The organism is Martelella radicis (assembly GCF_014196625.1).
Classification (GTDB): Bacteria; Pseudomonadota; Alphaproteobacteria; order Rhizobiales; family Rhizobiaceae; genus Martelella; species Martelella radicis.
The window spans coordinates 186,848-213,519 of sequence record NZ_JACIDZ010000007.1; the positions used below are offsets into that span (position 1 = coordinate 186,848).

23 protein-coding genes and 1 tRNA gene are annotated in these 26,672 nt (G+C 63.0%); 16 read left to right on the forward strand and 8 right to left on the reverse strand.

The annotated features are described in order from the left end of the window. Nucleotides 1–25: 25 nt before the first annotated feature. Complete coding sequence (locus GGR30_RS12150; RefSeq protein WP_210288022.1) at nucleotides 26–505, forward strand: MarR family winged helix-turn-helix transcriptional regulator; 480 nt, start codon at nucleotides 26–28, stop codon at nucleotides 503–505. Here the strand turns inward: GGR30_RS12150 and uxuA are convergent. After that, complete coding sequence (gene uxuA, locus GGR30_RS12155; RefSeq protein ID WP_183486601.1) at nucleotides 495–1,691, reverse strand: mannonate dehydratase; 1,197 nt, start codon at nucleotides 1,689–1,691, stop codon at nucleotides 495–497. The genes GGR30_RS12150 and uxuA overlap by 11 nt on opposite strands. 144 nt (nucleotides 1,692–1,835) lie before the next feature. Between uxuA and GGR30_RS12160 the strand changes: the two genes are divergently transcribed. From GGR30_RS12160 to GGR30_RS12175, 4 genes are all read left to right on the forward strand, one after another. Further along, nucleotides 1,836–2,531, forward strand: coding sequence for a GntR family transcriptional regulator (locus GGR30_RS12160; protein WP_183486603.1), 696 nt, complete (start codon nucleotides 1,836–1,838; stop codon nucleotides 2,529–2,531). A 35-nt stretch (nucleotides 2,532–2,566) separates the two neighbouring features. Next, nucleotides 2,567–3,550, forward strand: coding sequence for a C4-dicarboxylate TRAP transporter substrate-binding protein (locus tag GGR30_RS12165; RefSeq protein ID WP_183486605.1), 984 nt, complete (start codon nucleotides 2,567–2,569; stop codon nucleotides 3,548–3,550). Between the two features lie 179 nt (nucleotides 3,551–3,729). Continuing rightward, the gene (locus tag GGR30_RS12170; protein WP_183486607.1) at nucleotides 3,730–4,257 is read left to right on the forward strand and encodes a TRAP transporter small permease; all 528 of its coding nucleotides are present in this window, start codon (nucleotides 3,730–3,732) and stop codon (nucleotides 4,255–4,257) included. 5 nt (nucleotides 4,258–4,262) lie between these two features. Next, complete coding sequence (locus tag GGR30_RS12175; protein ID WP_183486609.1) at nucleotides 4,263–5,546, forward strand: TRAP transporter large permease; 1,284 nt, start codon at nucleotides 4,263–4,265, stop codon at nucleotides 5,544–5,546. Nucleotides 5,547–5,607: 61 nt separating this feature from the next. On the opposite strand, the gene GGR30_RS12180 is transcribed toward GGR30_RS12175, so the two are convergent. The 3 genes from GGR30_RS12180 to GGR30_RS12190 all read right to left on the reverse strand — a co-directional run bounded on the left by GGR30_RS12180 (nucleotide 5,608) and on the right by GGR30_RS12190 (nucleotide 7,078). Next, on the reverse strand, nucleotides 5,608–6,243 hold the full coding sequence (locus GGR30_RS12180) for a phosphoribosyltransferase family protein (protein ID WP_183486611.1): 636 nt from the start codon (nucleotides 6,241–6,243) through the stop codon (nucleotides 5,608–5,610). A 48-nt stretch (nucleotides 6,244–6,291) separates the two neighbouring features. Next, the gene (locus tag GGR30_RS12185) at nucleotides 6,292–6,750 is read right to left on the reverse strand and encodes a thermonuclease family protein (protein ID WP_183486613.1); all 459 of its coding nucleotides are present in this window, start codon (nucleotides 6,748–6,750) and stop codon (nucleotides 6,292–6,294) included. A gap of 115 nt (nucleotides 6,751–6,865) precedes the next feature. Then, nucleotides 6,866–7,078: a DUF1674 domain-containing protein gene (locus GGR30_RS12190; RefSeq protein WP_246413812.1), complete on the reverse strand. Its 213-nt coding sequence runs from the start codon at nucleotides 7,076–7,078 to the stop codon at nucleotides 6,866–6,868. Between the two features lie 242 nt (nucleotides 7,079–7,320). Between GGR30_RS12190 and htpX the strand changes: the two genes are divergently transcribed. The 4 genes from htpX (at nucleotide 7,321) to purH (ending at nucleotide 13,260) form a co-directional block, all read left to right on the forward strand. Beyond that, nucleotides 7,321–8,280, forward strand: a complete 960-nt coding sequence (gene htpX / locus GGR30_RS12195) for a zinc metalloprotease HtpX (RefSeq protein WP_183486617.1) — start codon at nucleotides 7,321–7,323, stop codon at nucleotides 8,278–8,280. Beyond that, complete coding sequence (locus tag GGR30_RS12200; protein ID WP_183486619.1) at nucleotides 8,277–9,653, forward strand: RsmB/NOP family class I SAM-dependent RNA methyltransferase; 1,377 nt, start codon at nucleotides 8,277–8,279, stop codon at nucleotides 9,651–9,653. The genes htpX and GGR30_RS12200 overlap by 4 nt, the downstream gene beginning before the upstream one ends. 168 nt (nucleotides 9,654–9,821) lie before the next feature. After that, complete coding sequence (locus GGR30_RS12205) at nucleotides 9,822–11,513, forward strand: heparinase II/III family protein (protein WP_183486621.1); 1,692 nt, start codon at nucleotides 9,822–9,824, stop codon at nucleotides 11,511–11,513. A 130-nt stretch (nucleotides 11,514–11,643) separates the two neighbouring features. Then, nucleotides 11,644–13,260, forward strand: coding sequence for a bifunctional phosphoribosylaminoimidazolecarboxamide formyltransferase/IMP cyclohydrolase (gene purH / locus GGR30_RS12210; RefSeq protein ID WP_183486624.1), 1,617 nt, complete (start codon nucleotides 11,644–11,646; stop codon nucleotides 13,258–13,260). Nucleotides 13,261–13,288: 28 nt separating this feature from the next. Here the strand turns inward: purH and GGR30_RS12215 are convergent, their stop codons facing one another. After that, entirely contained in the window at nucleotides 13,289–14,641 is a 1,353-nt protein-coding gene (locus tag GGR30_RS12215; protein WP_183486706.1) for an MFS transporter, read from the reverse strand. A 117-nt stretch (nucleotides 14,642–14,758) separates the two neighbouring features. Beyond that, nucleotides 14,759–19,546 carry an NAD-glutamate dehydrogenase gene (locus tag GGR30_RS12220; RefSeq protein WP_183486626.1) on the reverse strand — a complete coding sequence of 1,596 codons (4,788 nt, stop codon included), beginning with the start codon at nucleotides 19,544–19,546 and terminating at the stop codon, nucleotides 14,759–14,761. A gap of 212 nt (nucleotides 19,547–19,758) precedes the next feature. Here GGR30_RS12220 and pdxY point away from each other — a divergent pair, with 212 nt between their 5' ends. Beyond that, nucleotides 19,759–20,634: a pyridoxal kinase PdxY gene (gene pdxY, locus GGR30_RS12225; protein ID WP_183486628.1), complete on the forward strand. Its 876-nt coding sequence runs from the start codon at nucleotides 19,759–19,761 to the stop codon at nucleotides 20,632–20,634. A gap of 37 nt (nucleotides 20,635–20,671) precedes the next feature. Continuing rightward, entirely contained in the window at nucleotides 20,672–21,310 is a 639-nt protein-coding gene (locus GGR30_RS12230) for a carbonic anhydrase (protein ID WP_183486630.1), read from the forward strand. 84 nt (nucleotides 21,311–21,394) lie between these two features. Here GGR30_RS12230 and GGR30_RS12235 read toward each other — a convergent pair whose 3' ends face one another. Beyond that, nucleotides 21,395–21,835 carry a metallopeptidase family protein gene (locus GGR30_RS12235; RefSeq protein WP_183486632.1) on the reverse strand — a complete coding sequence of 147 codons (441 nt, stop codon included), beginning with the start codon at nucleotides 21,833–21,835 and terminating at the stop codon, nucleotides 21,395–21,397. Between the two features lie 341 nt (nucleotides 21,836–22,176). Between GGR30_RS12235 and GGR30_RS12240 the strand changes: the two genes are divergently transcribed. Continuing rightward, nucleotides 22,177–22,253, forward strand: a tRNA-Met gene (locus tag GGR30_RS12240). 125 nt (nucleotides 22,254–22,378) lie between these two features. Here the strand turns inward: GGR30_RS12240 and GGR30_RS12245 are convergent. After that, entirely contained in the window at nucleotides 22,379–22,906 is a 528-nt protein-coding gene (locus tag GGR30_RS12245; protein WP_183486634.1) for an RNHCP domain-containing protein, read from the reverse strand. 32 nt (nucleotides 22,907–22,938) lie between these two features. On the opposite strand from GGR30_RS12245, the gene GGR30_RS12250 reads away from it, so the two are divergent. The 4 genes from GGR30_RS12250 (at nucleotide 22,939) to GGR30_RS12265 (ending at nucleotide 26,640) form a co-directional block, all read left to right on the forward strand. Then, on the forward strand, nucleotides 22,939–23,364 hold the full coding sequence (locus tag GGR30_RS12250) for a hypothetical protein (protein WP_183486636.1): 426 nt from the start codon (nucleotides 22,939–22,941) through the stop codon (nucleotides 23,362–23,364). Further along, a complete protein-coding gene (locus GGR30_RS12255) occupies nucleotides 23,361–24,611 on the forward strand; it encodes an NAD(P)/FAD-dependent oxidoreductase (RefSeq protein ID WP_183486638.1) in 1,251 nt (416 codons plus the stop codon). Before GGR30_RS12250 ends, GGR30_RS12255 begins: the two co-directional genes overlap by 4 nt. An 83-nt stretch (nucleotides 24,612–24,694) precedes the next feature. After that, on the forward strand, nucleotides 24,695–25,606 hold the full coding sequence (locus GGR30_RS12260) for a dihydrodipicolinate synthase family protein (RefSeq protein ID WP_183486640.1): 912 nt from the start codon (nucleotides 24,695–24,697) through the stop codon (nucleotides 25,604–25,606). A 38-nt stretch (nucleotides 25,607–25,644) separates the two neighbouring features. After that, nucleotides 25,645–26,640, forward strand: coding sequence for a 4-hydroxyproline epimerase (locus GGR30_RS12265; RefSeq protein WP_183486642.1), 996 nt, complete (start codon nucleotides 25,645–25,647; stop codon nucleotides 26,638–26,640). The last annotated feature ends 32 nt before the right edge of the window (nucleotides 26,641–26,672 follow it).

Below are 26,672 nucleotides of genomic sequence, written 5' to 3' on the forward strand. Positions count from 1 at the left end.
TTTACGTTGATATCAACATAAAGGCATGAACATGCGCGAGAGTCTACCCCTGTCCGTCACCCTGGAGGTACGCGACCGCTGTCTCTGTCTCTATCTGCAGCGGGCGGCCCGGGCGGTCGGGCGTTATTTTGACGAGGTTTTGCGTCCGCTCGGACTGACGAACGGACAATACTCGCTGCTGATGTCCCTGAACAGGCCGGAGCCGCCGAAGATCGCGGAAGTGGCCATGGTGCTCGCCATGGATCGCACCACGCTGACGGCCAGCATCAAGCCGCTCGAACGACGCGGCCTGCTGACAAGCTTTCAGGACCCCGAGGACAAGCGCGTGCGTCGTCTGAAGCTTACGGAAGAAGGACTTGACCTGCTGGAGCGCGCCGTGCCGGTCTGGCGCAAGACCCATGACCGGCTTGACGGCGTTGTCGCCGACGACCTGCCCCGGCTGCGCGAAAACCTGCTGGCGCTTGCCTTCGCATTGCCGGAGGATGAGGAAGAGATCAGCGGCTGAGGGCCGCGACGATGCCGCGCAGTTCAGCGAGCCCCTTCAGGCGGCCGATCGCCGGATAGCCCGGCTGAGCCTTCCGGTTCTGATCGTCGAGAATGTCCAGCCCGTGATCGGGGCGGAAGGGAATGTTCCAGTCGGCCCGGCCGGCATCGCGCCGGCGTTTCTCTTCCGAGAGCGCAGCTGCCACGAGCGCCACCATATCGGTATCGCCGCCGAGATGTTCCGATTCGTAGAACGATCCCTTGATGTCGCCGGTCTCGCGGTGAACATTGCGCAGATGCAGGAAATGCACCCGGTCGCCGAGCCGCTCCATCATGCCCGGCAGGTCATTGTCGGGCCGCGCGCCGAGCGAACCGGAACAGAGCGTGATGCCGTTTGCCGACAGGTCGACCGCATCCATCATCGCCTTGTAATCGGCTTCCGTCGACATCACGCGCGGCAGGCCCAGAAGACCAAAGGGCGGGTCGTCCGGATGGCAGCAAAGCCTGAGGCCGAGCTTCTCGGCAACGGGCGCGACCTCCCCAAGGAAAGCAATGAAATTTCCGCGCAGGCCGTCGGGCGAGATCGCGGCATATTCGCTGAGATGATGGCGCACGTCCTCAAGGGTAAAGCTCTCGGCAGCGCCCGGCAGGCCGAAGACGATGTTCTTCGCAAGCGCCTGCTGGCGCTCATCATCCATTTCGGCGAAGCGGCGGCCAGCCTCCTCGCGGACAGCCTCGGGAAAGTCCTCCGCCGCGCCATCGCGCTTGAGGACATGAATGTCGAAGGCGGCGAAATCGGCATAGTCGAAACGCATGCAGGTCGCGCCCGTCGGCAGACGATAGGAAAGATCGGTGCGCGTCCAGTCGAGCACCGGCATGAAATTGTAGCAGATCGTCTCGATTCCGGCAGCAGCAAGGTTCTGGAGGCTGACCTTATAGTTTTCGATATGAAAGCGCCAGTCACCCTTCTGCTTCTTGATATCTTCCGAAACGGGCAGGCTTTCGACCACTTCCCACTTGAGGCCAGAGGCGCTTCCGTCGGTCATCACTGACAATTCCTGCTGACGTCCGGCAATCTCTTCGGGCGTCCAGACCGCCCCTGTAGGGACGTGGTGAAGCGCGGTCACGACCCCTTCAACGCCCGCCTGCAGCATGTCGTCGATCGACACGCGGTCCAAAGGCCCGAACCAGCGCCAAGTCTGCCTCATTGTTCTCTCCCTGAGCGAATTCGTTATTCCGGGCGAACCTAAGTGAAAAGGCTCACCAACCCAAGGGAAATCACTAGCACCAAAGTGGGGTGTTGACTAGTATGGAAGTATGGTGCACGATAAAAACATCGGGAGGGCAAAGCCATGCTGCCAGAAACAATCGCCACCGCCATCGCGCCAGGCGCGCCGGTCGGATCGCAACTGCACGGCATCCTGCGTGAGCTGATCATCCACAATGAGCTGCCGCCGGGCTCGCGCCTTTCCGAATCGGAACTGGCCGCCCGCTTCGCCGTCAGCCGCCAGCCCGTGCGCGAGGCCTTCATCAAACTCTCGGAAGAAGGCCTGCTCGAGGTTCGCCCGCAGCGCGGCACATTCGTGCGCCGTATCTCGCAGGCGGCCGTCATGGATGCCCGCTTCGTCCGCGAGGCGATCGAGGCGGACATCGTCAAGCTTCTCGCGGCCCGGCCCGATTCCGGACTGATCGAGGAACTGAGATTGCAGCTACGCGAGCAGCGCGAGGCGGCGACCACCGACGCCGACCGGTTCATCGAACTGGACGAGCTGTTTCACAAGACCCTCGCCGATGCCGCCGGCAAGGCCAGGGCCTGGGCCTTGATCGAGGGGCTTAAGGTGCAGATGGACAGGGTTCGCTATCTGAGCCTTCTGCGCTTTCCCATGGTTAAGCTGACAGCCCAGCACACCGCCATTGTCGACGCCATCGGCGCCGGCGATCTGGAAGCCGCCGAACTTGCCGTTCGCGGCCATCTGCGGGAGATCCTGAGCGATCTTCCCGCAATTTTCGCAGAAAAACCCGAGTTTTTCGAACAATCGGGGCGCTAGGCCCCAAACCCTGAACGTCTGATTGGGAGGACGACATGACGCATTTTTCCAAACTTGGCAGCATCGCGCTTGCGGGTCTTGCCGCCAGCCTTCTCGCCGGCTCCGCACTGGCCGCCGATTACACGCTGAACGTCAACACCGCGCTGGCCACCAATGACCCGCTCTACAAGGGCCTTGAAGCCTTCCGCGACAATGTCGCCGAAGCCTCCGACGGGGCGCTGGAAGTCCGCCTGTTCCCGAACTCGCAGCTTGGTCCCGATGAGGACGTGCTCGAACAGGCCCGCGCCGGTGCTCCCGTCGCCGTCGTCGTCGATGGCGGCCGCCTCGCCGTCTTCGTCAACGAATTCGGCGTCCTCGGCGCGCCTTATCTGGCAAACGGCTATGACGGCATCCGCAAGGTCGTCACCTCGGACCTCTTCGATGAATGGGCCCAGAAGCTGCACGATGATGCCGGCCTCGATGTCCTGAGCTTCAACTGGTGGCAGGGCGAACGTCACCTTCTGACCAAGAAGCCGATCGGCGGACCGGATGACCTCTCCGGCGTGCGCATGCGCACCCCCGGCGCGCCGGTCTGGACCGGCACGATCGAGGCCATGGGCGCAACCCCGACGCCGATGCCCTGGGGCGAAGTCTATTCGGCGATCTCCTCCAACGTCATTGATGGCGCAGAAGCCCAGCTTCCCGCCGTTGTCGGCGCCAAGCTGGACGAGGTGATCACCAACATCACGCTCACCGGCCACATCAACCTGATCACTGGCCTGATCACGTCCGCCGCCTGGGTGGATTCGCTGCCGGAGAACCTGCAGACGGTCCTGCATGAGGAAGCGCTGAAGGCCGGCGACATCGCCTCCTACGGCACGCAGGACGCGCTGGCGAGCCTGCAGCAGCAGCTGATCGACAATGGCGTCGATGTCGAGGAAATCGACATCACCCCGTTCAAGGAAGCGACCGCCGTCGTCTATGACGACCTCGGCTATGGCGACCTGCGCGACCAGCTTCAGGCGATCGCGGCACAGTAAAAGGCCTCGAAGCTTTTTCACAAAGACGGACCGTGGAATGCCGCGGTCCGTCCACCCAAAAAAAGCCAGCGCGCGCCGCAAAGACGGCAGCGCTCGCAAAACAAGCAAAACAACCGCGCGCGAGCATTTCAGGGCGGATCAAGGCCTCAATGCTCCCAACCCTGACTGGAGGGGCCACCATGCCCGGTTTCCTCGCAAAAATCGAATTCGTCGCCGGCGCGATCCTGCTGGCCGTGATCACATTTCTGGTGTTCATCGCCGCGACCATGCGGTTCTTCGGCCATCCGCTGATCTGGTCGGTCGACCTGGCGCAGCTTCTGTTCATCTGGCTTTGCTTCATCGGCGCCACCCGCGCCATGCGCGAGCGCGGCCATCTCGGCGTGGACTATCTCGTCCGTCCCTTCCCCTATCGCTACCGCCTCGCGCTTGAGACCACGCTTTCCGCCCTCTTCATCGCCTTTCTGCTGCTTCTGGCGGTCGAGGGCTATGATCTGACCATGCTCAACAAGGAACGCCAGTTCGGCGATTCAGGTCTTTCCTATGCCTGGGTCACGATTGCCGTTCCCGCCGGCTGCGTCATGCTCACGATCTCGATCCTCGGCAATCTGGTCCAGGCATGGCGGAGCGCAAAGGGCGACCGAATGCTCGTCTTCACCCGGACCGCCGCCGAGGAAGAAGCGGCCATTGAAACCGGCGCGGTGGAGTAACCAACATGGCCCTTATCGGTATTGTCTTCTTTGCGCTGATGCTGCTCGGCGCGCCCATTGCCTTTGCCATCGGCATCTCCGGCTTCACCTTCTTTCTGACCTCCGACATCATGCCGGTCTCGATCGGCGTACAGAAGATCGCCACGGTCTCGCAGAGCTTCCCGCTTCTGGCCGTGCCCTTCTTCGTGCTGGCCGGACACCTGATGAACGAGAGCGGCATCACCGACCGCTTGTTCACCTTCTCCAAGGTCGCCGTCGGTTGGATGGCGGGCGGACTTGCCCAGGTCTCGATCATTCTCTCCACCCTGATGGGCGGCGTGTCCGGCTCGGCCGTTGCTGATGCGGCGATGGAGGCCCGCGTTCTCGGCCCGCAGATGATCTCGAACGGCTATTCCAAGGGCTATTCCTCCGCCGTCATCGCGATCTCCTCGCTGATCACCTCGACCATTCCGCCATCGATCGGTCTCATTCTCTACGGCTATGTCGGCCAGGTCTCGATCGGCCGCCTGTTCATGGCCGGCATCATCCCCGGCATCCTGATGATGACCTTCCTGATGGTTGCCGCATGGCTGGTTGCCCGCAGGCGCAACTATGTGATGAAGGACATGAGGAAGCCGACAGCGCGCGAACTCGGCTCGGCCGCCTGGGGCGCCAAATGGGCGCTGCTCTTTCCCGTGCTCCTGATCGGCTCGATCCGCGGCGGGCTGTTCACCCCGTCGGAAGTCGGCGCCTTTGCCGTGGTTTACGCCATCCTGATCGGCGTCTTCGCCCACCGTGTCATGAGTTTCGAGGCGATCAAGCGCGCTTTCGGTCACGCCATCTCTGATATCGGCCTGATCATGCTGATCATCCTGATGTCGGGCATGGTCGGCTTTGCCATCATCTTCCTGCAGGTGCCACAGTCGGTTGCCGGCTTCATGCTGGAGAGCCTCGCCAATCCGGTGCTGATCGTCGCCGTCATCCTCATCGGCCTGTTCATTGCCGGGCTGTTCTTCGAAAGCACGATCCTGGTGCTGCTGCTTACGCCGATCCTTGTTCCGGTCGTCGTCAAGGCAGGCGTCGATCCGGTCCATTTCGGCATCCTGATGATGACCATCGTCACCTTCGGTTCGATGACGCCACCGGTCGGCGTGGCGATGTTCACCGTGTGCAGCCTGCTCGACACCAAGGTGGAGGAATATGTGAAGGAATCGCTGCCCTTCATCGCCGCCGTCTTCGCGCTGATCTGCCTGCTGCTGTTTGTACCGGGGATCGTCCTGTTCCTCCCGAACCTCATGTATGGCGGATAGCATCATCCGCCCTTGAGGAAGACCGCTGGCCGCGCCGGAAACGGCGCGGCCTTTTTTTGGCCTAAAGGGTCTCCGGCCGTGCGACCCAGCGGCCGTTTTCGCCCGGTCTGAACTGCGGAATGTGTGCAAGGCCTTGAACCAGAGCCGCATCGGGTCCCAGCACACTTTCCCATTCCCGCGCCTCCGTCAGGATCACGCCGAGCCCGACGACGTTGCCCCCGGCCTTGCGCACCAAGTCGATCGAGCCTTTCAGGCTGGAACCTGAGGCCACGACATCATCGACGACGACGACTCGCTTGCCCTTGAGCAACGGCACGGCCCGGTCATCGAGAAGCAGGCGCTGCTCGCCCTTGGAGGTGATCGAGGTAATCTTCTGTTCAAGCGCGGAGCCCAGATGCACCTTTGGTGATTTTTGCAGGATAACATAGCGGTCCAGGCCAAGCGCCCGGCTTGCCTCGATGGCGACAGGGATGCCGAGCGTAGCCGCGCCCACGACGATCTCGGGCTCCATCGGCGACAGCTGGTCCGCGAGGGCCTTGCCGCAATGTTCGCCGAAGCGGACACCCAGATCGATCACCATCATCAGCGAGATGGCGAGATCCGGCTTGATCGCGACGAGCGGCAACTCGACAGGGAAGCCCGCCACAGAAACGGCGTGGGTCTGCTCGGTGACGACAGGGGCAAAGGATTGGGTCATGAAAACTCCGGAGACGTTTGAGAACTCCGTCTTACGACAGCATCGTCCTCAAGACGAGGGGCAGACGAAAGCCTGTTTGCGGCCGCCGTCATAGGAAACGGCAAAGCCGCCCTCAAGGAGCAGGCTGCTGAGGTCACGGTCATCCGGCAGGCCTACATCGGCGACGACGCGACCGAAATACTTGTCGCCGGCAATCTGCCTTAACTGAACCGTTTCCCCCTCGCGCAATAACGATACGACATAATCCTTGGCAATCGAGGCCGCCTGCCGCTCCGCCTCGCAGGACGACCTGAGCTCCGGCGTGTCCACGCCGCGGATCCTGACCGAGGTTTCCACGATCTGCCCCGGCCACGGCCGCGCCTCGACCACGATCGTGTCCCCATCGATGATGCGCACGATCTCGGCGCGTACCGGGCCGGCATAGATATCCTCGGCGCGGGCAACGGTCAGCGAGACCATGCCGATGGAAAGGGCCACCGCCAGCGATGTGAAGACAGACTGATTCATGAAGAGGAATTTATTCCTCACTTCTGCGAAAAACAATAGGAATTATCGCCTAGGAAATTTAACGGGCAATAGAACAGTCGGAGGCGCAGGACCAGGCGTGCGGCCTAACGGACGCTCAGAAGTCGATCGCACGGCCCTTGATTTCCCAGTCACCATAGCGGGCCGGGTCGAGACCGCCGCGTCCGCCGAGTTCCTTTGCGGGACGTTCGGCGGCGGCGGCCTTGCGCCGCGCCTCCGCTTCGGCGAGAGCGCGCCTGGCTGCCTCAGGCAGATTGGCGCGCCGCTCCTCCTCCGGATCACCCGCCGGAAGTTGCGAACCCGCAGTCAGCGCCGCGAGTTCTTCAGCCGATGGCAGGCCATCCGTCCGGCCTTCCGGCGGTGCGTTTTCGGGCGCCCGATGTTTCTCGTTGTCATTTGTCATTTCAAAAACTTTCTGCCATGCCTTGGAACGCGACCGTCGCAATATTGATATGGGGGCGGTTGCGCCCCAATTATAGACCGGTTCCAAGTCCTGCATATAAGCGGACTTTGCGGAAAGTTTAAGGTCCCTTCGCTCCCGGAGACAGAGAAATGAACCTCATTCGCACTGCCATGCTGATTGCCTTCATGACGGCGCTGTTCATGGCGATCGGCTTCATGATCGGCGGCCGCGGCGGCATGATGATCGCGCTGATGATCGCCGCCGGCATGAACATGTTTTCCTACTGGAATTCAGACAAGATGGTGCTGCGCATGTATGGGGCGCGGGAAGTCGACGCTTCGACCGCGCCGGAATACTACAGTCTGGTGCGCGAACTCTCCGAGCGCGCCGGCCTGCCCATGCCCAAGGTCTATCTCTACGACAATCCGCAGCCCAATGCCTTCGCCACCGGCCGCAACCCGCAAAACGCCGCCGTCGCCGCCTCGACCGGCATCCTCAAGATGCTCTCGCGCGAGGAACTGGCCGGCGTCATGGCCCATGAGCTCGCCCATGTGCAGCACCGCGATACGCTGACCATGACGATTACGGCGACGCTCGCCGGCGCGATCTCCATGCTCGGCAATTTCGCCTTCTTCTTCGGCGGCTCCCGCGACAACAATAACCCGTTTGGTTTTGTCGGCGTGCTCGTTGCCATGATCGTCGCGCCGATGGCAGCAGCGCTCGTGCAGATGGCTGTCAGCCGCACGCGGGAATATTCCGCCGACAAGCGCGGCGGCGAGGTCTGCGGCAATCCGCTCTGGCTCGCCTCGGCGCTGAAGAAGATCGCCCACGGCAACGCGGTGATCCACAATGAACGGGCCGAGCGCAATCCGGCAACCGCGCATATGTTCATCATCAATCCGCTCTCGGGCCAGAACATGGACAACCTGTTCTCCACCCACCCGAACACGGAAAACCGCATCGCCGCCCTTCGCGAACAGGCCGCCCGCATGGGCCGGACCTCGACGGCAGCGCCTGAGCCTGCTAAGGCGACCCGCAGATCGCGCTCGGTGCCCGAAACCGGCCGCAGCAATGGCGGCGAGCCGCCCCAAAAAGGTCCCTGGAATTGAATGATGAAGTGAAACGGCCGGGCCGGAACAAGGCCCGACCGAAAGACGTCGCCTCCCCCGCGCCGGAAAAGAAGCAGGGCTACGCGCCGCGCGCCGCAGCCTCGAAAATCCTCGCCGCCGTTGTCGACCGCAAGACGCCGCTGGATGGCATGCTCGACAATGAGCACGGCAATGGCGCCTACCGCAGCCTTTCATCCGCCGACCAGTCGCTCTGCCGCGCACTGGTGCTGACGTCGCTGCGCCACAAGCCCATGCTCGATGCCGCGATCACGCGCCTTCTGGAGCGGCCCCTGCCGTCGGGCGCCCGCGCGCTCGCCCATGTCCTGACGATCGCCGCGGCCCAGATCCTCTATCTCGACATTCCCGACCATTCCGCCGTCGACATCGCCGTCGAACAGGCCAATGCCGATCCTCGCAACAAGCGCTTCGCCGGCCTTGTCAACGCAGTGCTCAGACGGCTTTCGCGGCGCAAGGACAAGACGCTCGGCGAACTGGAAACCGTCTCGCCGATCCCCGACTGGTTCCGCGAGCGCCTGGTCGATATCTATGGCGCGGAGAAGGCATTCGCCATCGGACGCGCGCAGCTTTCGCCGCCGAGCATCGACATCTCGGTGAAGTCGGACCCGAAGGGCTGGGCCGAGAAGCTTGGCGGCACGGTGCTGTCAACCGGGACGATCCGCCTCGACAAGCCTTCCGGCGCGGTGACGGCGATGGATGGCTTCGATGACGGCGAATGGTGGGTGCAGGATGCCGCCGCCGCCATTCCGGCACGCCTCTTCGGCAATCTTTCGGGAAAGCGCGTGATCGACCTTTGCGCCGCGCCCGGCGGCAAGACGGCGCAACTCATCTGCCAGGGCGCCGAGGTGACGGCGCTGGAACGCTCGAAAAGCCGGCTGAAACGGCTCGAGCAGAACCTTGCGCGGCTGAAGCTTTCGGCCGAGACCATCTGCGCCGACATGATGGAATACGAACCCGAGGGCCTGTTCGACGCGGCCCTTCTCGATGCGCCCTGTTCTTCAACCGGCACGGTGCGGCGACACCCGGACGTGTTGTGGACCAAGGATTTCACCGACATCGAGAAGCTGGCGGAGGTGCAATATGCGATGCTGGTGCGCACCCTTTCCATGGTGCGCCCGGGCGGCGTCGTGATCTTCTCCAACTGCTCTCTCGATCCGCTCGAAGGCGAGGCGAATGTCGCCCGGCTGCTCGCCGAGAGGCAGGATGTGAAGCGGACGGCCTTTCCGCCGGAAGCCATCGGCCCGCTTGCCCACCTCCTCGACGACAAAGGCGCCATCCGCACCACGCCGGCCGACAGGCTTGACGGCGCCACGGGCCTCGACGGGTTCTATGCTGCGGCGCTGACGAGACGCTGACACCAATTTCGTGCCAAGTTCTTGAACTAGACGCCAAAATCGTGCATTCCGACTCGTAAGAAAAACAATGTCTTCACGCGTTAACAAAGCATTCAACCTATCCGGCTAGACCGGTATTTTGGCTGGAAATGCATCGACGCGCAACGAAACAACGGGCAGGGTGCACCTTTGAGCCTTCCGGTTCCGGAAATCTGGCGCTACGCGTTCCTATTCTGTCGGGAAGCGACTGTACGCGCCGTTGGCCTGCTGCGCACGGCGCGGCCGCCGCTGCCGCGCCTCCTGTCGGGCCGGCGCGCTACCCGGCTGCTCGTCGCCCCGACCGATCTCAGGATCGCCGACCCTCTGGAAGGCGAGGACCTGCTGGAGGGACGTTTCACGCTCGCCGGCGATGTTCTTGAGACCGGTGGCCGTCCGCCCTTCTCGTTTGACATGCCAAGCCTTGCCTTCGAGCAGGAGCTGGCGGGTTTTTCCTGGCTCAGGCACCTGCGCACGCGCCGCGGCGAGGACGCCAATATCTTCGCCCGCGCGGCCGTCCTGAGTTACATGCGCCGTCACCGGACTGCAAGAGGACCGAGTTGGCAGACTGAGATCGCTGTGCGGCGGCTCAATGCCTGGCTTTGTCATTCAACCGTCATCCTCAAAGGCGCCGATGCGGCTTTCTACCGGCGTTTCATCGACCAGATCGCACGCCACGAGCGCATCCTCAGACGGCGCTATGCAGGTCTGCCACGCGACGCGGTGCGTCTCCAGGCCGCGATCGCTCTTGCGATGACGGCCATCAGCCTTGACCTTTCGGACCACCGGAAACGTGAGGCGGCGCGCAGGCTCGATGACGAGCTGGAGAAACAGATCCTGCCCGATGGCGGTCATATCTCCCGCAGTCCCGATGCCCTGGTGATCCTGCTTCTGCGCCTCCTGCCTTTGCGCCAGACCTATATCAATCTCGACCAGACCTTGCCGAAGCGGCTGGTGGCCAGCATTGACCGCGCCTATGCCGCACTTAATTTCTTCCGGCACCGCGACGGCGATCTTGCCCTTTTCAACGGTACCGGCCTGGTGCCGGGCACCGCGCTTTCGGCGCTGCTGCGCTATGACGAGACCGGCGGCGCGGTATTCAGGGCATTGCCCCATTCAGGCTTCGACCGGCTCCAGGCGGGTCGGACGACGCTGATCGCCGATACCGGCAGGCCGCTTTCGGTGCATCTGTCAAAGACTGCCCATGCAGGCGCGCTCGCCTTCGAGATGTCGGCCGGGCAGAACCGGTTTATCGTCAATGCCGGCGTGCCGCTTGCGGCCGACGAGAGAACGATCCGCATGGCGCGCATAACCGCCGCCCATTCCGCCGTGTCTGTCGACGACCATTCCGCCATGCGCTTTTCCCGCTCGGACTTTCTCGGACCAGTCGCCTTTGGCGGCATCAGGCGCGTGACGCATGAGCGCGATACGGACGAGAACGGCCATGACCGCCTGACCATGCGCCATGACGGCTATCTGGCACGCTATGGCCTCATGCTGGAGCGCAGGCTGGCGCTTTCGCCGGATGGCACCGAAATCACCGGGATCGACGGCTTTCGCGGCAAGAACGGCGCAATGCCGGCGGAGGGCGACAAGACCGTCGCCATCGCCCGCTTCCATCTTCACCCTGCTATCTGGACGATGCAGGAAGACGACGACACGATCTTCATGACCGCGCCGGACAATGAGAGCTGGCTGTTTTCGGCACCCGGCTGCGCGCCGGTTCTGGAGGACGGCGTATTCTTCGCGGCAAGTGCTGGAAAGACCGCGTCCCGACAGATCGTGATTGCCTGGACCATCGGCGATCGGCCCGATATCCGATGGCGGCTCAACCGGCTCAGCTGACGGTTTCACATTTTCCGAAGGCGTGCTAGAGCGGGCCATCCGCAACCAACCTTGCAGATGAGTTGTTGCCTTGCGCTTGCAGCCGCGGCTTCTTGCCGGCTGAAAACGCGTTTGCCTGAAGGACCTTGCCATGGCCGTCGCCTCGAAGAAAATTCCCGCTCCCGATCTCGTCGAAATCAGAACCGCGCTGCTTTCCGTCTCCGACAAGAGCGGCATTGTCGAATTCGCCGGCGCCCTTGCCGCGCGCGGCGTGCGCCTGCTTTCGACCGGCGGCACCCACAAGGCGCTGGCCGAGGCCGGACTTCAGGTCACCGATGTCTCGGCCGTTACCGGCTTTCCGGAGATCATGGACGGACGGGTAAAGACGCTTCATCCGAAGGTTCACGGCGGGCTTCTGGCCATTCGCGACGATGAGGACCATCAGGCGGCCATGCGCGAGCACGGCATTGACGGCATCGACCTTGCCGTCATCAACCTCTACCCCTTCGAGGAAGTCCGCGCGGCCGGCGGCGATTATCCGACCACGGTCGAGAACATCGATATCGGCGGCCCGGCGATGATCCGCGCAGCGGCCAAGAACCATGCCTATGTCGCCGTCGCCACCGACCCGGAAGATTACGGCGCGATCACCGAGGCGCTGGAGACCGGCAACGGCACCCTGCCCTATGCGCTGCGCCAGCAGCTTGCCGCCCGCGCCTATGCCCGCACGGCCGCCTATGACGCGGCGATCTCTGGCTGGTTCGCTGAGGCGCTTGCCATCGAAAATCCGCGTCACCTGACGCTCGGCGGCACGCTGCGCCAGGAAATGCGCTATGGTGAGAACCCGCATCAGTCCGCCGCCTTCTACGTGACCGGCGACAAGCGGCCGGGCGTTGCCAATGCGGTCCAGCACCAGGGCAAGCAGCTTTCCTACAACAACATCAACGATACGGATGCCGCCTTCGAGCTGGTCGCGGAATTCTCACCGGCCATTTCCCCGGCCTGCGCCATCATCAAGCATGCCAATCCCTGCGGCGTTGCCCGCGCGGAAACGCTGCTCGAAGCCTATCGCCGCGCGCTTGCCTGTGACAACCAGTCGGCCTTCGGCGGCATCGTCGCGCTGAACCAGCCCCTCGACAGCCAGACGGCGAGCGAAATCGTCAAGCTCTTCACCGAAGTCATCATCGCGCCCGACGCCGATGATGAGGCCAAGGCGATCATCGCCGCCAAGAAGAACCTGCGCCTGCTCACCACCGGCGGACTGCCCGATCCGCGCGCAAAGGGCCTGAACTTCAAGACCGTTGCCGGCGGCTTCCTGGTGCAGGGCCGCGACACCGCGATGATCGACGAGATCGAACTCAAGGTCGTCACCGAGCGCGCTCCGAGCGATCGGGAACTGGAAGACCTGAAGATGGCCTTCGCCATTGCCAAGCATGTAAAGTCGAACGCGATCGTCTACGTCAAGGACGGCCAGACGGCCGGCATCGGCGCCGGCCAGATGAGCCGCATCGACAGTGCCCGCATCGCAGCACTGAAGGCCGAGGACGCGGCGAAGGCTGCCGGCTGGCCGGAACCGATGACGCGCGGTTCGGCGGTCGCCTCCGAAGCCTTCTTCCCCTTCGCTGATGGCCTTCTGTCCGCCGTTGCCGCAGGGGCCACCGCCGTGATCCAGCCCGGCGGCTCGATCCGCGACCAGGAAGTCATCGACGCGGCCAATGCCAATGGCGTCGCCATGGTGTTTACCGGCACCCGCACTTTCCGCCACTAGGCTTTCCTGGCCTCGTAAGCGGCGGCAATCAATGCCGCCGCTTACCGCTTCCCATCGCGGGTACGAACAGGACGAGGCCCGCGACGAGAAAGACAAGCAGGCTTGCCATCCCGAGATTTGGCGAGCCGGTCCAGCCCGTCAGAACCGCGAAGGCGCCTGTTGCCAGAAAACTGGTCATCCGGCCGGTAAGCGAAAACAGGCCGAAGAAACGCCCCGCCTCCGCCGGCGAAATGCGCGTTGCCAGAAAGGCGCGAGAACCCGCCTGAACAGGCCCGAAGGCAAGGCCGATCAACACGCCATAGGCCAGAAACGCCTTTTCCGCGCCTGCCGCGAAAAGCCCGTTCCCGGAAACCGCGCCAAAGGATGCAAGACCGAAGAGCGTCGCCTCCTTCGTGGTCGAAACGATGCCGAGCGTGGCGGCGACCAGAATCACCAGAGCGATCAGGACCACCGTTCCCGCGTTGGCGCAGCGGCCGAACCGTGAAGCCAGAAAACAGCCGAAGATCGCGGCGACATTCAGGATGATGCCGAAAATGCCGATCTCCATGGTCGACCAGCCGAACATGCCCGCGGCAAAGGCCCCGCCGAGAATGAGAATGCCGTTGACGCCATCCATGTAGAGCATGCGGGCAACGAGAAACCGGATCAGAACCGGGCGCGCCGAAAGCGCCGCAAGGGTCGCCTTCAGATCCGAAAGGCCGGCGGCGATTGCCCTGCCTGCCGGTCTCAGCGGCGGACGGTCGGGCGTGAAGAGAAAGAAAGGCATGAGGAAGAAGAGATACCAGCAGGCAGCAAGCGGACCGGTCAGCCGCGCCGCTTCTCCCGTTGCAGGATCAAGCCCGAAGAGCGGCGCCTGGCCAAGGATCGTCAGTCCCGTATCGGGATCTGCGGAGAGAAAGAGGACAACGGCAATCAGGAAGATCATGCCGCCGAGATAGCCAAGCCCCCAGGCATCGTTGGAAACGCGATTCATGCGCTCGGGCCGGACCAGATGCGGCAGCATGGCGTCGTTGAAGACAACCGAGAGTTCGGCCATCGCCGTCGCCGCGATGATCATCGCGGCCGGCCAGAAGTAACCGGTCCCGGGAGCTGCGAACCACAGGAGGGCGAGGCTTGCCGCCTGAACGACGGCCATCGCCCCGATGAAACGCTTGTTGCGCCCGGCCGAATCCGACAGCCCGCCGGCAAAGGGCGCGCTGACTGCGACAATAATCCCCGCGATCGTTGCCGCATGGGCCCACGCCGTCTGCCCGGCGACGGGATTGTTTCCCAGTTCCGAGACGAAATAGGGGCCGAAGATGAAGGTAACGATGACGGTGAAGAAGGGCTGTGCCGCCCAGTCGAACAGCATCCAGCCCATCACGCCGGAGCGCGGCGCCATCCCGGCGGGGGGCGTGCAGCCCGCAGCATTCTCGTCAAGAAGCGTCAATCTGATCCATCCTCGGTGAACGGATCGAGATTGCCGCTTCTTTCGCGTTTGTCAAACCTTCGCGGTCCGTCAGCTCAGATCGCGCGCAAGATCATTCAGCAGCCCGGCAGCCACCGTGGTCTTGGCGATCGAGGGCTCACCCGAGCGGGCAAGACGTTCCAGTTGCTCGGCAACCTGCTGGACGCGCGCGGCATGCGCCTCGCGCCAGGCCACGACCGCGTTCTCGGCCTCGCCGTGGCCGATCAGGGCGTTGGCGGCCAGATCGCGCCGGCTTGCCGATATCTGGTCCATGGAGCGCGCAAGCGCGAGCGAATCGTAGAAGTCGCTCGGCTTCATGCGCGCAGCGACGCTTAAGAGCGGCGACACATGGAAGAGTTTGGTAACGCTGAAATAGGCGTCCGCCGCCCGCTCCAGGCTCCTGCCGCTACGGCTTGCGATCTGCAGCGCCTCGGGCACGAACATCATGGCCAGATGGCGGGCGAGGCTTGCGGCAAGTTCGTCCGGCACGCCGGCCTTGCGCCAGCCTTCCTCCTGATCGGCGAGCCACTCGGCCCTGGCATCCGGCAAGAGATCGGCAATGCCGGCCTCGAAAGTGCCGAATGCGCCCTGGAGCCGCTCGACGGCATCGGCGATGTCACCCTCGGCAAGGCCGTTTCTGATCAGAAGATGGGTCAGGATGCTGAACAGATAGCCGAGCTGCGTATAGATCGCATTCTGCGTCCGCCCGTCGATCCTGCCATCCAGCGCGTGGACGGATTCCCAGAGACTGTCCATGCCGAAACCGTCGCGGGCGATGATCGCGGCCTTGACCACTTCGGCAGGCGTCGCCGCCGTCATGTCACAGGCGTTGATGACGAATTCCGGCCCGCCGCGATTGATCACGTCATTGGCAAGCCGCGTCGCGATGATCTCTCGCCTCAGCCGATGCGCGCCGATATCCTCGGCATAGGTCTCGCGCATGCGCGCGGGGAAATAGCCGTAGAGCATCGGTTCCATATAGGGGTCGTCGGGCAGATCGCTCTCGAGCAACTGGTCGAACAGAACGATCTTGCCATAGGAGAGCAGCACGCCGATTTCCGCGCGGGTAAGCCCCCTGTCGGACTGGCGGCGGGCGCGCAATGCCTCGTCATCGGGCAGGGTCTCGACGGTACGGTCGAGATGACCATCCTTTTCCAGGACCTCCATCATCCGCGACAGCGACAGCATGCTCGTGAGCCCCGCCTCATTGCTGAGCGAGATCGCCAACGTCTGCAGATAGTTGTTCTCCAGGACGATGCCAGCCACGGCCTCGGTCATTTCGGCAAGCAGAACATCGCGATCCTCGCGCGAAAGCCGGCCCGCTCGCATGGCGGAAGCGAGAGCGATCTTGATGTTGACCTCGACGTCCGAGCAATTGACGCCGGCGGAATTGTCGATTGCGTCGGAATTGCAGCGTCCGCCCTTCAGGCCGAAGGCGATGCGTCCCTTCTGGGTGACGCCAAGATTGGCGCCCTCGCCGATCACCTGTACACGAAGGTCCTCGGCATTGATGCGGATCGGGTCATTGCCGCGGTCGCCGACCTCGGCATTGGCCTCGCCGCGCGCCTTGACATAGGTGCCGATGCCGCCGAACCAGAGCAGGTCGGCCTTGGCCTTCAGGATCGCGGAGATGATGTCGAAGGGGGGATACTCCCCTTCCGCAAGACCGATCGCCGAAGCTGCCTGCGGCGTCAGCTTCACCGCCTTTTCGCGTCGTGAGATGATCATGCCGCCTTCGGACATGAGGCTCCGGTCATAGTCCTGCCAGCTTGAGCGCGGCAAATCGAAAAGCCGCTTGCGTTCGGCAAAGCTCCTGGCCGGATCGGGGTCGGGATCGATAAAGATATCGCGGTGGTCGAAGGCTCCCACAAGCCGGATCTGCTCCGACAGAAGCATGCCGTTGCCGAAGACGTCGCCTGACATGTCGCCAACGCCGACGACGGTAAACGGCGTCTTCTGGATATCGATGTTCATCTCGCGGAAATGCCGCTTCACTGCCTCCCAGGCACCGCGCGCCGTGATGCCCATCTTCTTATGGTCATAGCCCGCCGATCCGCCCGAGGCAAAGGCGTCGTCCAGCCAGAAATCGGCTTCCTGGGCGAGCGCGTTGGCGGTATCGGAGAAGGTCGCGGTTCCCTTGTCGGCGGCAACTACGAAATAGGGATCGTCATCGTCGCAGCGCACCGTATCCGCGGGCGGAATGACGACGCCATCCTCGATATTGTCGGTAATCGAAAGCAGGGTGCGGATATAGCTCTTGTAGGCCTCGCGCCCCGCGTTGAAGACGTCCTCGCGGCTGCCGCCGGCCGGCAGTCTCTTCGGGTAGAAGCCGCCCTTCGCGCCGACGGGCACGATCACCGCATTCTTGACCTGCTGGGCCTTGACCAGGCCAAGCACTTCCGTGCGGTAGTCCTGTCCGCGATCCGACCAGCGCAACCCGCCGCGAGCCACCTTGCCGAAGCGCAGGTGGACACCCTCGACCTCGGGGCCGTAAAGGAATATCTCGCGGAACGGACGCGGCTCTGGCAGGATCGCGAGCGCGCGCGAAGCGAACTTGAAGGCGAGATTAGGACGGGGCCCGCCATTCTCGTCAGTCTGGAAATAATTGGTGCGCAGGGTCGCGTCAACGAGCTTGACGAACAGCCTGAGGATTCTGTCGTCGTCAAGGTTCGGCACGCCCTGAAGTCCTTCGCTGATGGTGCCGCGCGCGCTTTCCAGCCCCACGGCGCGTTCCCTGTCGGAAAGTGCGGGCTCGAAGGCGGTACGGAACATCAGGAACAGCGCGCGCGCGATCACCGGATAAAGGCAAAGCGACTGCGCAACATAGTCAGCCGTGAAATTGACGCCGGCCTGGCGCAGATAATGTGCATAGGCGCGCAGCACGTTGACCTGGCGAACGTCGAGACCCGCCAGCAGGACCAGCCGGTTGAAACTGTCATTGTCGACGCTGCCGGTAAAGGCGGCGGCAAAGGCTTCCTCCAGGCGCGTGCTGTCAGCCTCCAGGTCAAAGACGACCGAACCGTCGACCAGAAGTTCCATGTCATGAAGGATCACCTCGACGGGTTCGTCATCGCCCTGTCTGAGCGCCAGATCGAAGGTGCGTTCGGAGATCACGGTAAAGCCGAGATTTTCCAGAAGCGGCACGCGCCGTGACAGGGCGAGATGACCGCCGGCATGAAAGATCTTCAGCCGCAGCTCCTCCTCGCCGTCATCATTGACGGGCCGATAGAAGGCGATGCGAATGCCGCTTTCCGCTGCCGATGAAATCAGCGGCAGGTCGGCAACGGCCGCCTCCGGGGAAAAGGCCTCGTGATAGGCTTCGTTGGCGTCGAAAGCCGGCGCTCCGGGACCGGCGAGCGAGCGGAAATGCTCCGACCAGTCGGCGGCGAGCTTGCGAACGGCGGCTTCCAGGTCGGCCTGCGGCACCTCGGGCGTCTTCTCCTCGCTGTGGCGGCCGATGATGAACTGGACGCGGGCCGAGCGGCCTTCCGGAAACGAGGGGTAATAGGCCGAGACATGGCCCTGATAGACCTCGGCGAGATATTCGCCGACCTTCTCCCTGAGGCGCGCATCATAAAGATTGCGCGGAATATAGACGAGCACGGAGACGAAGCGGTCGAAACCGTCAATCCGGCTCAAGACCCGGATGCGCGGCCGTTCGGCCACATCCATGATCTGCTCGGCGAACTCGGTAAGCTGAGGGACCGGCACCTGGAACAACTCGTCGCGCGGATAGGATTCAAGAATGTTCTGCAGCATGCGCCCGGCATGGCTCTTCGGCTCGAAGCCGAAATGGCGCGAGACCTCAGCAAGCTTTGCCCTCAAGAGCGGGATGCGCGCCGCCGACTGGGTGTAGGCGGTGAAGGTGAAGAGGCCGACGATGCGCAATTCGCCCACGACCCGGCCATCCTCGCCGAAGCGCTTGACGCCGATGTAATCCATATAGGTGCGGCGGTGGACGATCGAGGTGGTATTGGCCTTGGTGACCAGAAGCAGTTCCGGACCTTCGAGGAAGGCGAGGATTTCCGGCGTGGAGACAACCGGGTTTGCGCCACGCCGGAGGACCCGCATTTCGGGATCGGAGAGAATGCCGATGCTCGAACCCGCCACATGTTCGACCCGGCCGGAGCCGTCCTCTTCCGTGTAGACCAGCTCTCGCATGCCGAGGAAGGTGAAGTTGCCGTCGCGCAGCCACTCCAGAAAGTGCCTGGTTTCTTCGCCGGACGCCTTCATGCCTTCGGGCGCGCGCGTCTCGATCTCTTTCATCGCCGTTTCGAGCTTTTCGAGCATGGCCGGCCAGCCGTTCACCGCAAGCCGCACATGGGCCATGACATAATCGAGACGCTCCTTCAGTTGAGCGCGCGCCTCCGGCGAAAGCGCTGCCACATGCACCTGCACATGGCTGATGCGGTCTTCGGGCGTATGCGCGATCTCGGGCGAAAAGGCCGTAACCGTGCTGCCGGGGGACGCGATCAGGATCGGATGCACGGCAAGCAGAATATCGCTGGTGAATTCGCCGATCTCGGCCATCACGGAATCGTAGATGAACGGCATGTTCCGGTCGGTCACCGCGATCACGTCTGTCGCGATGCCCGACGGTGCGATGCCGGAGACCGGGCCGACGCTGACGCGCGCCCTGCCGCCCTCGAACGCGCCGACCTCGCGCGCGGCGTGCACCGCCGCCTCGGCCAGCATGGCCGCGTCGTAGCGCGCCAGGTCCTCGGGACTTGCCCGTTCGAACATGGAAAAGGGGTTGATGAAAGGCTCGTCGGCGGCAAGAGCGGCCTTTTCTGCGGCGGCCATCAGGCCCTTGCGCATCTGATCGGCTTTGTTTTCCATGTTTCCTCCAGCGTGTTCTTGTTTGTCAGGCACCTGGGGCAGCATTCGCAGCCGCCTTCTTGTCCCGGAACGCTCCGACCTTTAACGTCGCCGTCATGACACTGGCTTGACAGCGCCCTCCAATAGGCGATTTAGAGCGTAAATGAGGCAAATGGCAAAACATTTCCGCTTTTTTGATCGCATTGGTTGCACATCCCGACCGAGGACCTGAAATGACAGCACAAACCGGCGCGGTTATCGCCATCTCCAGCCACGTCATGCGCGGCGCCGTGGGCAATCGCGCCATCGTCTTCGCCCTTGAAACGCTCGGGCGCGCCTGCTGGTCGGTCCCCACCGTCGTCCTGCCCTATCATCCGGGCCATGGAGTGTCCACCCGGCTGAGCTTTGATGAGGACGGCTTCTCTTCCGCGCTCGGGCAGCTCAGCGCAAGCCGATGGCGCGGCGAGGTTTCTGCCGTCATCAGCGGCTATATCGCCGGCCCGCGACAGGCAGAGACCATCGCATCGCTGGTCAGGAACCTGAAGGCGGACAATCCCGAGATCACCTATCTCTGCGATCCGGTGAGCGGCGACGAGAACGGGCTCTACGTGCCGGAGGAGACCGCCGCCGCCATTCGCGACCAACTTCTGCCGCTCGCCGATATCGCCACGCCGAACCGGTTCGAACTCTCTTGGCTGACCGGACGCGCCATCTCCGACAACAGCGCGGCCGTGGATGCCGCCCTTGCGCTCGGCCCCCGCGAGGTGGTGGTCACCTCCGCACAGGCCCTGATCCGCGACGGGGTGGCAGCGCTTTACGTGGATGAAAGGCAGGCGGTGCTAGCCGAGCACGGACGGCTTGAAAACCCGCCCAACGGACTTGGCGACCTGTTCTCCGCGCTCTATCTTGCGCAAAGGCTTGCTGCGCTTCCTCCGAGCGAAGCACTGGAGAAAGCGACCGCTTCGGTCTACGAGGTTCTGGCGCGCGCCGTGCGGGAGGGTGCCGACGAGCTGCAGCTTGAACGCAATACGACCAGTTTCGCGGCCCCGTTCGCAAAAGTTGGCATCCGTCAATTGATGCATCCGGCCCGGCGACGTAGAAGAAAATGATGCGCGGCGATGCGCGAAAGCATGAGGATGAAGACAGATGGATGCGTTCCCCAAATCCCTTCTCGACGGCTACAAGAATTTCATGTCCGGGCGCTATGTCGAAGAGCGCGCGCGCTACAGGACGCTTGCCGAAGAGGGGCAGAAACCGCAGACACTCGTGATTGCCTGCTGCGATTCCCGCGCGGCACCCGAGACGATCTTCAATGCCCGGCCGGGCGAGCTCTTCGTGGTGCGCAACGTCGCCAACATGGTGCCGCCCTATGAGCCGGATGGCCAGCACCACGGCACATCGGCGGCGCTTGAATTCGCGGTCGAAGGGCTGAAGGTCAAGAATATCGTGGTGCTCGGCCATGGCCGCTGCGGCGGCATTCACGCGGCACTTTCTCCGGATGCCGAACCTCTTTCACCCGGTGACTTCATCGGCAAGTGGACGACGCTGCTGAAGCCCGCCGCCGAGCAGATCAATTCCAATTCCAACATGACCGCCGGCGAACGGCAGACGGCGCTGGAACGCATCTCGATCCGCAATTCGCTTGCCAATCTGCGCTCCTTCCCCAATATCGCGGCGGCGGAAAAACAGGGCAAGCTGAAGCTCTGCGGCGCCTGGTTCGACATTTCCTCCGGGGAATTGTGGGTGATGGACAACAAAACCGGCGACTTCACCCGTCCAGACTGAAGCCAGGACAACCCGCTTGCCTCAACCCCGGCCCCGAGCCGGGGATCGCGCCACCGGATAATTTCGGAATACCGGGCGGCCGGCTCAGCGCCTGACGTCATCCTCGTCAGCGCTCTCCTCGATCCGTTCCATATCGTCATCCGAGAGCCCGAAATGATGGCCGATCTCGTGGATCAGGACGTGGGTGACGATATCGCCGAGCGTCTCTTCGTTCTCCGCCCAGTAATCGAGGATCGGGCGGCGATAGAGCGTGATGCGGTTGACCATTTCTCCGGTTTCCATGGTGAAGCGCTCGGAAATGCCGCGCCCCTCGAACAGGCCGAGAAGGTCGAAGGGCGTTTCGAGCGCCATGTCCTCGAACACATCATCGCTCGGGAAGTCAGCGATTTCGACGACGAGATCACCAGTCAGCGCGCGAAAAGGCTCGGGCAATTTGGCGTAGGCCTCGATTGCCAGGGATTCGATTGCCTCAAGGCTCGGGGCGTGGCGCCCCTGCCAGTCTTCGCTTTTGTTCATACGCGCCATTTCTGCTCCTTCGTCCGGCCCATATAGGCCTTTTTGACGCGCATTTCGAGAAAAGAATACGAAGCCTCGCCGCCCGCCCGTGCCGGGAAAGAGGCACTGGCGCAGCAGGCCTCTGCCGGCAGCAGGCGCACCGCCCCGCCTCGAGCCGATCACGCGGCCGGTCCGCCATGATTTCAGGGGTCAGCCCGCCCTTTCGCCCCGGCTGCAAAATTGCGCCAAACCTGCTTGACACACATTGGCGAAGGCCCTAAGAACGCCCCGTCCCGCGCGGCGATCAACCGCCCGGGAACAGCGTCCTTCACTCTGCCGCAAGCGGCAGACTTGAAATGAAGGTCCGGGTTGGCGGGGTAGCTCAGGTGGTTAGAGCAGCGGAATCATAATCCGCGTGTCGGGGGTTCAAGTCCCTCTCCCGCTACCAACTCCTCCTTGATCAGGTTCCTGATAGACCTTCCATCAAAGAAAAGACTTTTGCCTGGTTTAGATCCGCGTTGGCGGCCATCCCGGAAAGGCCCGGCAGACTCTCGTCCACCGGGCTTTCATGTGTCACCGGGACAATTCCATTCCGAACAGGGAGCGATGTAACAAGCCGGCATCTTCGGCCGTCAAGAGGTCGATGCCGGTAGCCTCGATGCACTTCCAGCGCTTCCCATCCATCGCCAGAGACCGTTCGAAGATCGCGAGGATCTCGTCGCAGTCATCATCGGCGGCGATGCGGTTGATGTTGACCATACCGCACCCAAGGCAGGTATGGACCAGCATCACATCGCCGAGGCGCTCCCTCCCATATTTGTCGAAGCCGTTCTTTTTCCAGGTCAGGCCGACCGGCGCCATGCGGGCATGGCAGTCGGAGGCGCGGTTGCCGGGTTTCGTGTCGACATGGAGCGAATGGAGGCAATGCGGACAGTGGTTGCGGTGAACCGTGCCCATTTCGGGCGTCGGAAACACCATCTGTCTGCAATGGGCACAGCGGAACGCGCTGTCGGCCGCATGCCATCGATTGTTCTTGTGCTTGTCGCGTTTGTGGCCGGTGCGGAAGGAATTCCGCCCGTCATAGTCGTCGTCGTAACGCATTTGGTCTTGCCGTAGATCTTCCGGGAGAAGACATGGCAGGACAAAATCTCGGTTTCGGTCTTGAAGAGATTTCGCTGCCAGCAAGATCGGCCGGTGCTGACAGCGGCACGTTTTTTTCAAAAGCGGCTGTTCAGCGCACAGGACGACCGTTCCGCAAGGGCTCCATCTGGAAGGCCGATGCGGCGCTGGCTACAATCTCCATGCTTAGGCAGCTTGACAAAAAACAACCTGTATATGTGTTTCGACGGGCGTCTTCTACGCCTATGGCGGGTAAAAGGCAAGCAAGTTTCCTCATCGTCGAACGACGAAGGATATGGCCGCCGCCCATGCTTCGCGATTGCAGTTTCGCGCCTCGACAGCCATTGCCAAGGCCGGAAAAATGCGGCTCACTACAGGTAAGTCCGCACCGATCAAAAAAGCGCGGGCGAATGACCAGGAATAACGGGAACAGACAATGAAATCCGAAAAGCGGCTGGACGCAGTCGTCATCGGCGGCGGGATCATCGGCGCCATGGCCGCGCGCCATCTTCTGGCCGCAGGCCGCAGGATAACCATCATCGAGCGCGATCACGTGGCGGCCGGCGCAAGCGCGGGCAATGCCGGCATCCTGGCCTTTCCCGAAATCATTCCCATCGCCGCCCCCGGCGTGATCTGGAAAGCGCCGCGATGGCTTCTCGATCCGCTTGGCCCGCTCGCCATTCGCCCGGCCTATGCCGCACGGCTGGCGCCCTGGTTCTGGCGTTTTCTCAAGGCCAGCAACCAGCGCCATTTTCACCACGCCATCGGCGTTCATACCGCACTGATGCGGTTGACGGCTTGCGAATATGAGAAGCTTCGCGACGATGAAACGCTTGCCTCCTTCATCGTGAAAACCGGCACGCTTGACCTTTACGACAGCGCGACGACCATTGCTGCGGCCATGCCCGAATGGGAACACAAGGCCGAGGCCGGAGCGCGTTTCCGCCGCGTCGGGCGGGCAGAGATCGAGGAACTGCAGCCCGGCCTTGCGCCGCAATTCGCCCATGCGTTCTTCTCCGACGATGGTCTGCAGATCGCCGATCCGGCCGGGTTCACCCGGGCGGTTGCCGAAACGGCGCTTGGCGAGGGCGCGGTTTTGGAAAGAGCCGAGGTCCTGGCCCTAGCGCCCAAAGATGACGGCGTCGTCCTGCTGCTTTCCGGCGGGCGCACCCTGGCGGCGCAGAACGCGGTGGTCGCCTGCGGGGCCTGGTCGAGGCGGCTTGCCGCAAGCCTCGGCGAGGCCATTCCGCTCGACACCGAGCGCGGCTACAACACGACATTGCCGAAAACCGCCTTCCCGCTCAGGCGCCAGCTTTATTTCAACGATCATGGCTTCGTCGTCACGCCGCTTGCCGATGGCATCCGCGTCGGCGGCGCGGTCGAGTTCGGCGGGTTGAACCTGCCGCCGGACTATCGCCGCGCGGACGCGCTGCTGACCCGGGCCAAGGGCTTCCTGCCCGCGCTTGAAACCGAAGGCGGCACGCAATGGATGGGCTTTCGCCCCTCGACGCCGGATTGCCTGCCCGTAATTGCGCGTTCGAATGCCGCGCCGGGCGTGATCTATGCCTTCGGCCATGGCCATCTCGGCCTCACCCAGTCGGCGGCGACGGGACGCCTGGTTGCCGAGCTTGCGGAAAACAGGCCCCCTTCGATCGACCTTCAGCCGCTGCGGGCCGACCGGTTCTGAGCGCCCGGCCGGTTTCCCATCGGCTTGCGGGCCGCAACCAGCCTGCCTAGACTGGCCGCACATGCGACAAAGGAGTTTAAATCATGAGCACCGGATGGCACGGTGTCTTTCCCGCCGTCACGACCCAGTTCAAGGATGATCTGTCGATCGACTACGACGCCACGCAGCGCGTCCAGAACGCCCTGATCTATGATGGCGTCAACGGACTGATCGTGCTCGGCACGTGCGGGGAGAACAACTCCCTTGACGCTGACGAAAAGCGCAAGGTGCTCGCCGGCGCAGTCGAGGTCGCAAAAGGCCGGGTGCCGGTCATCACCGGCGTTTCCGAATTCGACACCCGCCGGGCATCAACCTATGCAAGGGACGCGGAGGAAATCGGCGCCCACGGGCTGATGGTGCTGCCGGCCATGGTCTATGTCCCTAAACCTGCCGAACTCGTCGCCCATTTCAGGACCGTCGCGGACGCCACGCACCTGCCGATCATGCTCTACAACAATCCCCCCGCCTACCGCGTCAACATCGACATCGGCGTGCTGGAGGCTTTGGCTGACGTCGAAAATATCAAGGCGGTCAAGGAGAGCGCGCCGGATTCGCGCCGCTTCACCGATCTGCTGAACGCCTTCGGCGCTCGTTTCGAACTCTTCGCCGGACTGGACGATGTGGCGCTCGAAGGGCTGATGATGGGCGCAAAGGGCTGGGTCTCCGGTCTTGCCAGCGCCTTTCCGGAAGAATCCATCGCGCTCGTTGCAGCCTTCGAAAATGGCGATTTCGAAGAGGCGCGCCGTATCTATCGCTGGTTCATGCCGCTCCTGCATCTCGATGCCGAACACGACCTTGTGCAGACGATCAAGCTCGCAGAACAGATCATGGGGCGCGGCAGCGAGCGGGTGCGCATGCCGCGCATGGCGCTTGAAGGGGAGCGCCGGGCGGAGATCATCGCCATGGTCGAAACGGCCGCCGCAACGCGCCCCTGCGGCAAACGAAAGGCCGCCTAAATTCGTATTTCTTGGGGCCCGGAGGCCGAACGCAACAGATGCGCAGCACATTCTTCTGTATCGACGGCCATACGGCCGGCAATCCCGTCCGTCTTGTCGCCGGCGGCGCGCCGCTTCTTGCAGGCGCCTCCATGTCCGAGCGACGGCAGGATTTCCTTGCCCGCTTCGACTGGATCCGCACCGGGCTCTGCTTCGAGCCGCGCGGCCATGACATGATGTCGGGCGGGTTTCTCTATCCGCCGGCACGCGGCGATACCGATGCCGGCATCCTCTATATCGAGACCAGCGGCTGCCTGCCGATGTGCGGCCACGGCACGATCGGCATCGTCACCTTTGCGCTCGAGAACGGACTGATCCGGCCGAAAACGCCGGGCCATCTGAAGCTTGAGGTGCCCGCCGGCCTGATCGGCATCGATTATCGCGAGGAAGGCCAGAGGGTAACCTCGGTGACAATCACCAACGTGCCGTCCTATCTCGCGGCCCGGGATATCCCCATCACCGTACCGGATTTCGGAGACCTTACCCTCGATATCGCCTATGGCGGCAATTTCTACGCCATCATCGAGCCGCAGGGCCCCTATAGGGGACTTGATATGCTCGGCGCGGGCCGGATTGTCGAACTCTCCAATATCGTCAGGTCTCTGGTGCGGGAAAAGATCACGCCCGTTCATCCTCTGGACCCGACGATTGCCGGCGTCAGCCATGTGATGTGGACGGATATTCCGAAGCATGGCGGCGATGCCCGCAATGCGGTCTTCTACGGCGACAAGGCCATCGACGGTTCGCCCTGCGGCACAGGAACGTCTGCCCGGATGGCCCAGCTTGCGGCAAGGGGGCGCCTCAGGCCCGGCGCGCGTTTTGTTCACGAAAGCTATATCGGCAGTGCCTTCACCGGGCGCGTGGAGGCCCCAACCACGCTCGGCGACAGCGAGGCGATCATTCCGACAATCGAAGGCTCAGCCATCGCCACGGGCTTCAACACCATCTTCATCGATGACGAGGACCCGTTCCGGCAGGGTTTTCAGGTGCGCTGAGACGGGAACGCGCGGGGCAGACTGCAAAAGGA

Bases quoted from the DNA above. Each gene is read 5' to 3' on its own strand.
- GGR30_RS12150 (WP_210288022.1), top strand. From the start codon at position 26: ATGAACATGCGCGAGAGTCTACCCCTGTCCGTCACCCTGGAGGTACGC.
- uxuA (WP_183486601.1), bottom strand. From the start codon at position 1,691: ATGAGGCAGACTTGGCGCTGGTTCGGGCCTTTGGACCGCGTGTCGATC.
- GGR30_RS12160 (WP_183486603.1), top strand. From the start codon at position 1,836: ATGCTGCCAGAAACAATCGCCACCGCCATCGCGCCAGGCGCGCCGGTC.
- GGR30_RS12165 (WP_183486605.1), top strand. From the start codon at position 2,567: ATGACGCATTTTTCCAAACTTGGCAGCATCGCGCTTGCGGGTCTTGCC.
- GGR30_RS12170 (WP_183486607.1), top strand. From the start codon at position 3,730: ATGCCCGGTTTCCTCGCAAAAATCGAATTCGTCGCCGGCGCGATCCTG.
- GGR30_RS12175 (WP_183486609.1), top strand. From the start codon at position 4,263: ATGGCCCTTATCGGTATTGTCTTCTTTGCGCTGATGCTGCTCGGCGCG.
- GGR30_RS12180 (WP_183486611.1), bottom strand. From the start codon at position 6,243: ATGACCCAATCCTTTGCCCCTGTCGTCACCGAGCAGACCCACGCCGTT.
- GGR30_RS12185 (WP_183486613.1), bottom strand. From the start codon at position 6,750: ATGAATCAGTCTGTCTTCACATCGCTGGCGGTGGCCCTTTCCATCGGC.
- htpX (WP_183486617.1), top strand. From the start codon at position 7,321: ATGAACCTCATTCGCACTGCCATGCTGATTGCCTTCATGACGGCGCTG.
- purH (WP_183486624.1), top strand. From the start codon at position 11,644: ATGGCCGTCGCCTCGAAGAAAATTCCCGCTCCCGATCTCGTCGAAATC.
- GGR30_RS12215 (WP_183486706.1), bottom strand. From the start codon at position 14,641: ATGGCGCCGCGCTCCGGCGTGATGGGCTGGATGCTGTTCGACTGGGCG.
- GGR30_RS12220 (WP_183486626.1), bottom strand. From the start codon at position 19,546: ATGGAAAACAAAGCCGATCAGATGCGCAAGGGCCTGATGGCCGCCGCA.
- pdxY (WP_183486628.1), top strand. From the start codon at position 19,759: ATGACAGCACAAACCGGCGCGGTTATCGCCATCTCCAGCCACGTCATG.
- GGR30_RS12230 (WP_183486630.1), top strand. From the start codon at position 20,672: ATGGATGCGTTCCCCAAATCCCTTCTCGACGGCTACAAGAATTTCATG.
- GGR30_RS12235 (WP_183486632.1), bottom strand. From the start codon at position 21,835: ATGGCGCGTATGAACAAAAGCGAAGACTGGCAGGGGCGCCACGCCCCG.
- GGR30_RS12245 (WP_183486634.1), bottom strand. From the start codon at position 22,906: ATGCGTTACGACGACGACTATGACGGGCGGAATTCCTTCCGCACCGGC.
- GGR30_RS12250 (WP_183486636.1), top strand. From the start codon at position 22,939: ATGGCAGGACAAAATCTCGGTTTCGGTCTTGAAGAGATTTCGCTGCCA.
- GGR30_RS12255 (WP_183486638.1), top strand. From the start codon at position 23,361: ATGAAATCCGAAAAGCGGCTGGACGCAGTCGTCATCGGCGGCGGGATC.
- GGR30_RS12260 (WP_183486640.1), top strand. From the start codon at position 24,695: ATGAGCACCGGATGGCACGGTGTCTTTCCCGCCGTCACGACCCAGTTC.
- GGR30_RS12265 (WP_183486642.1), top strand. From the start codon at position 25,645: ATGCGCAGCACATTCTTCTGTATCGACGGCCATACGGCCGGCAATCCC.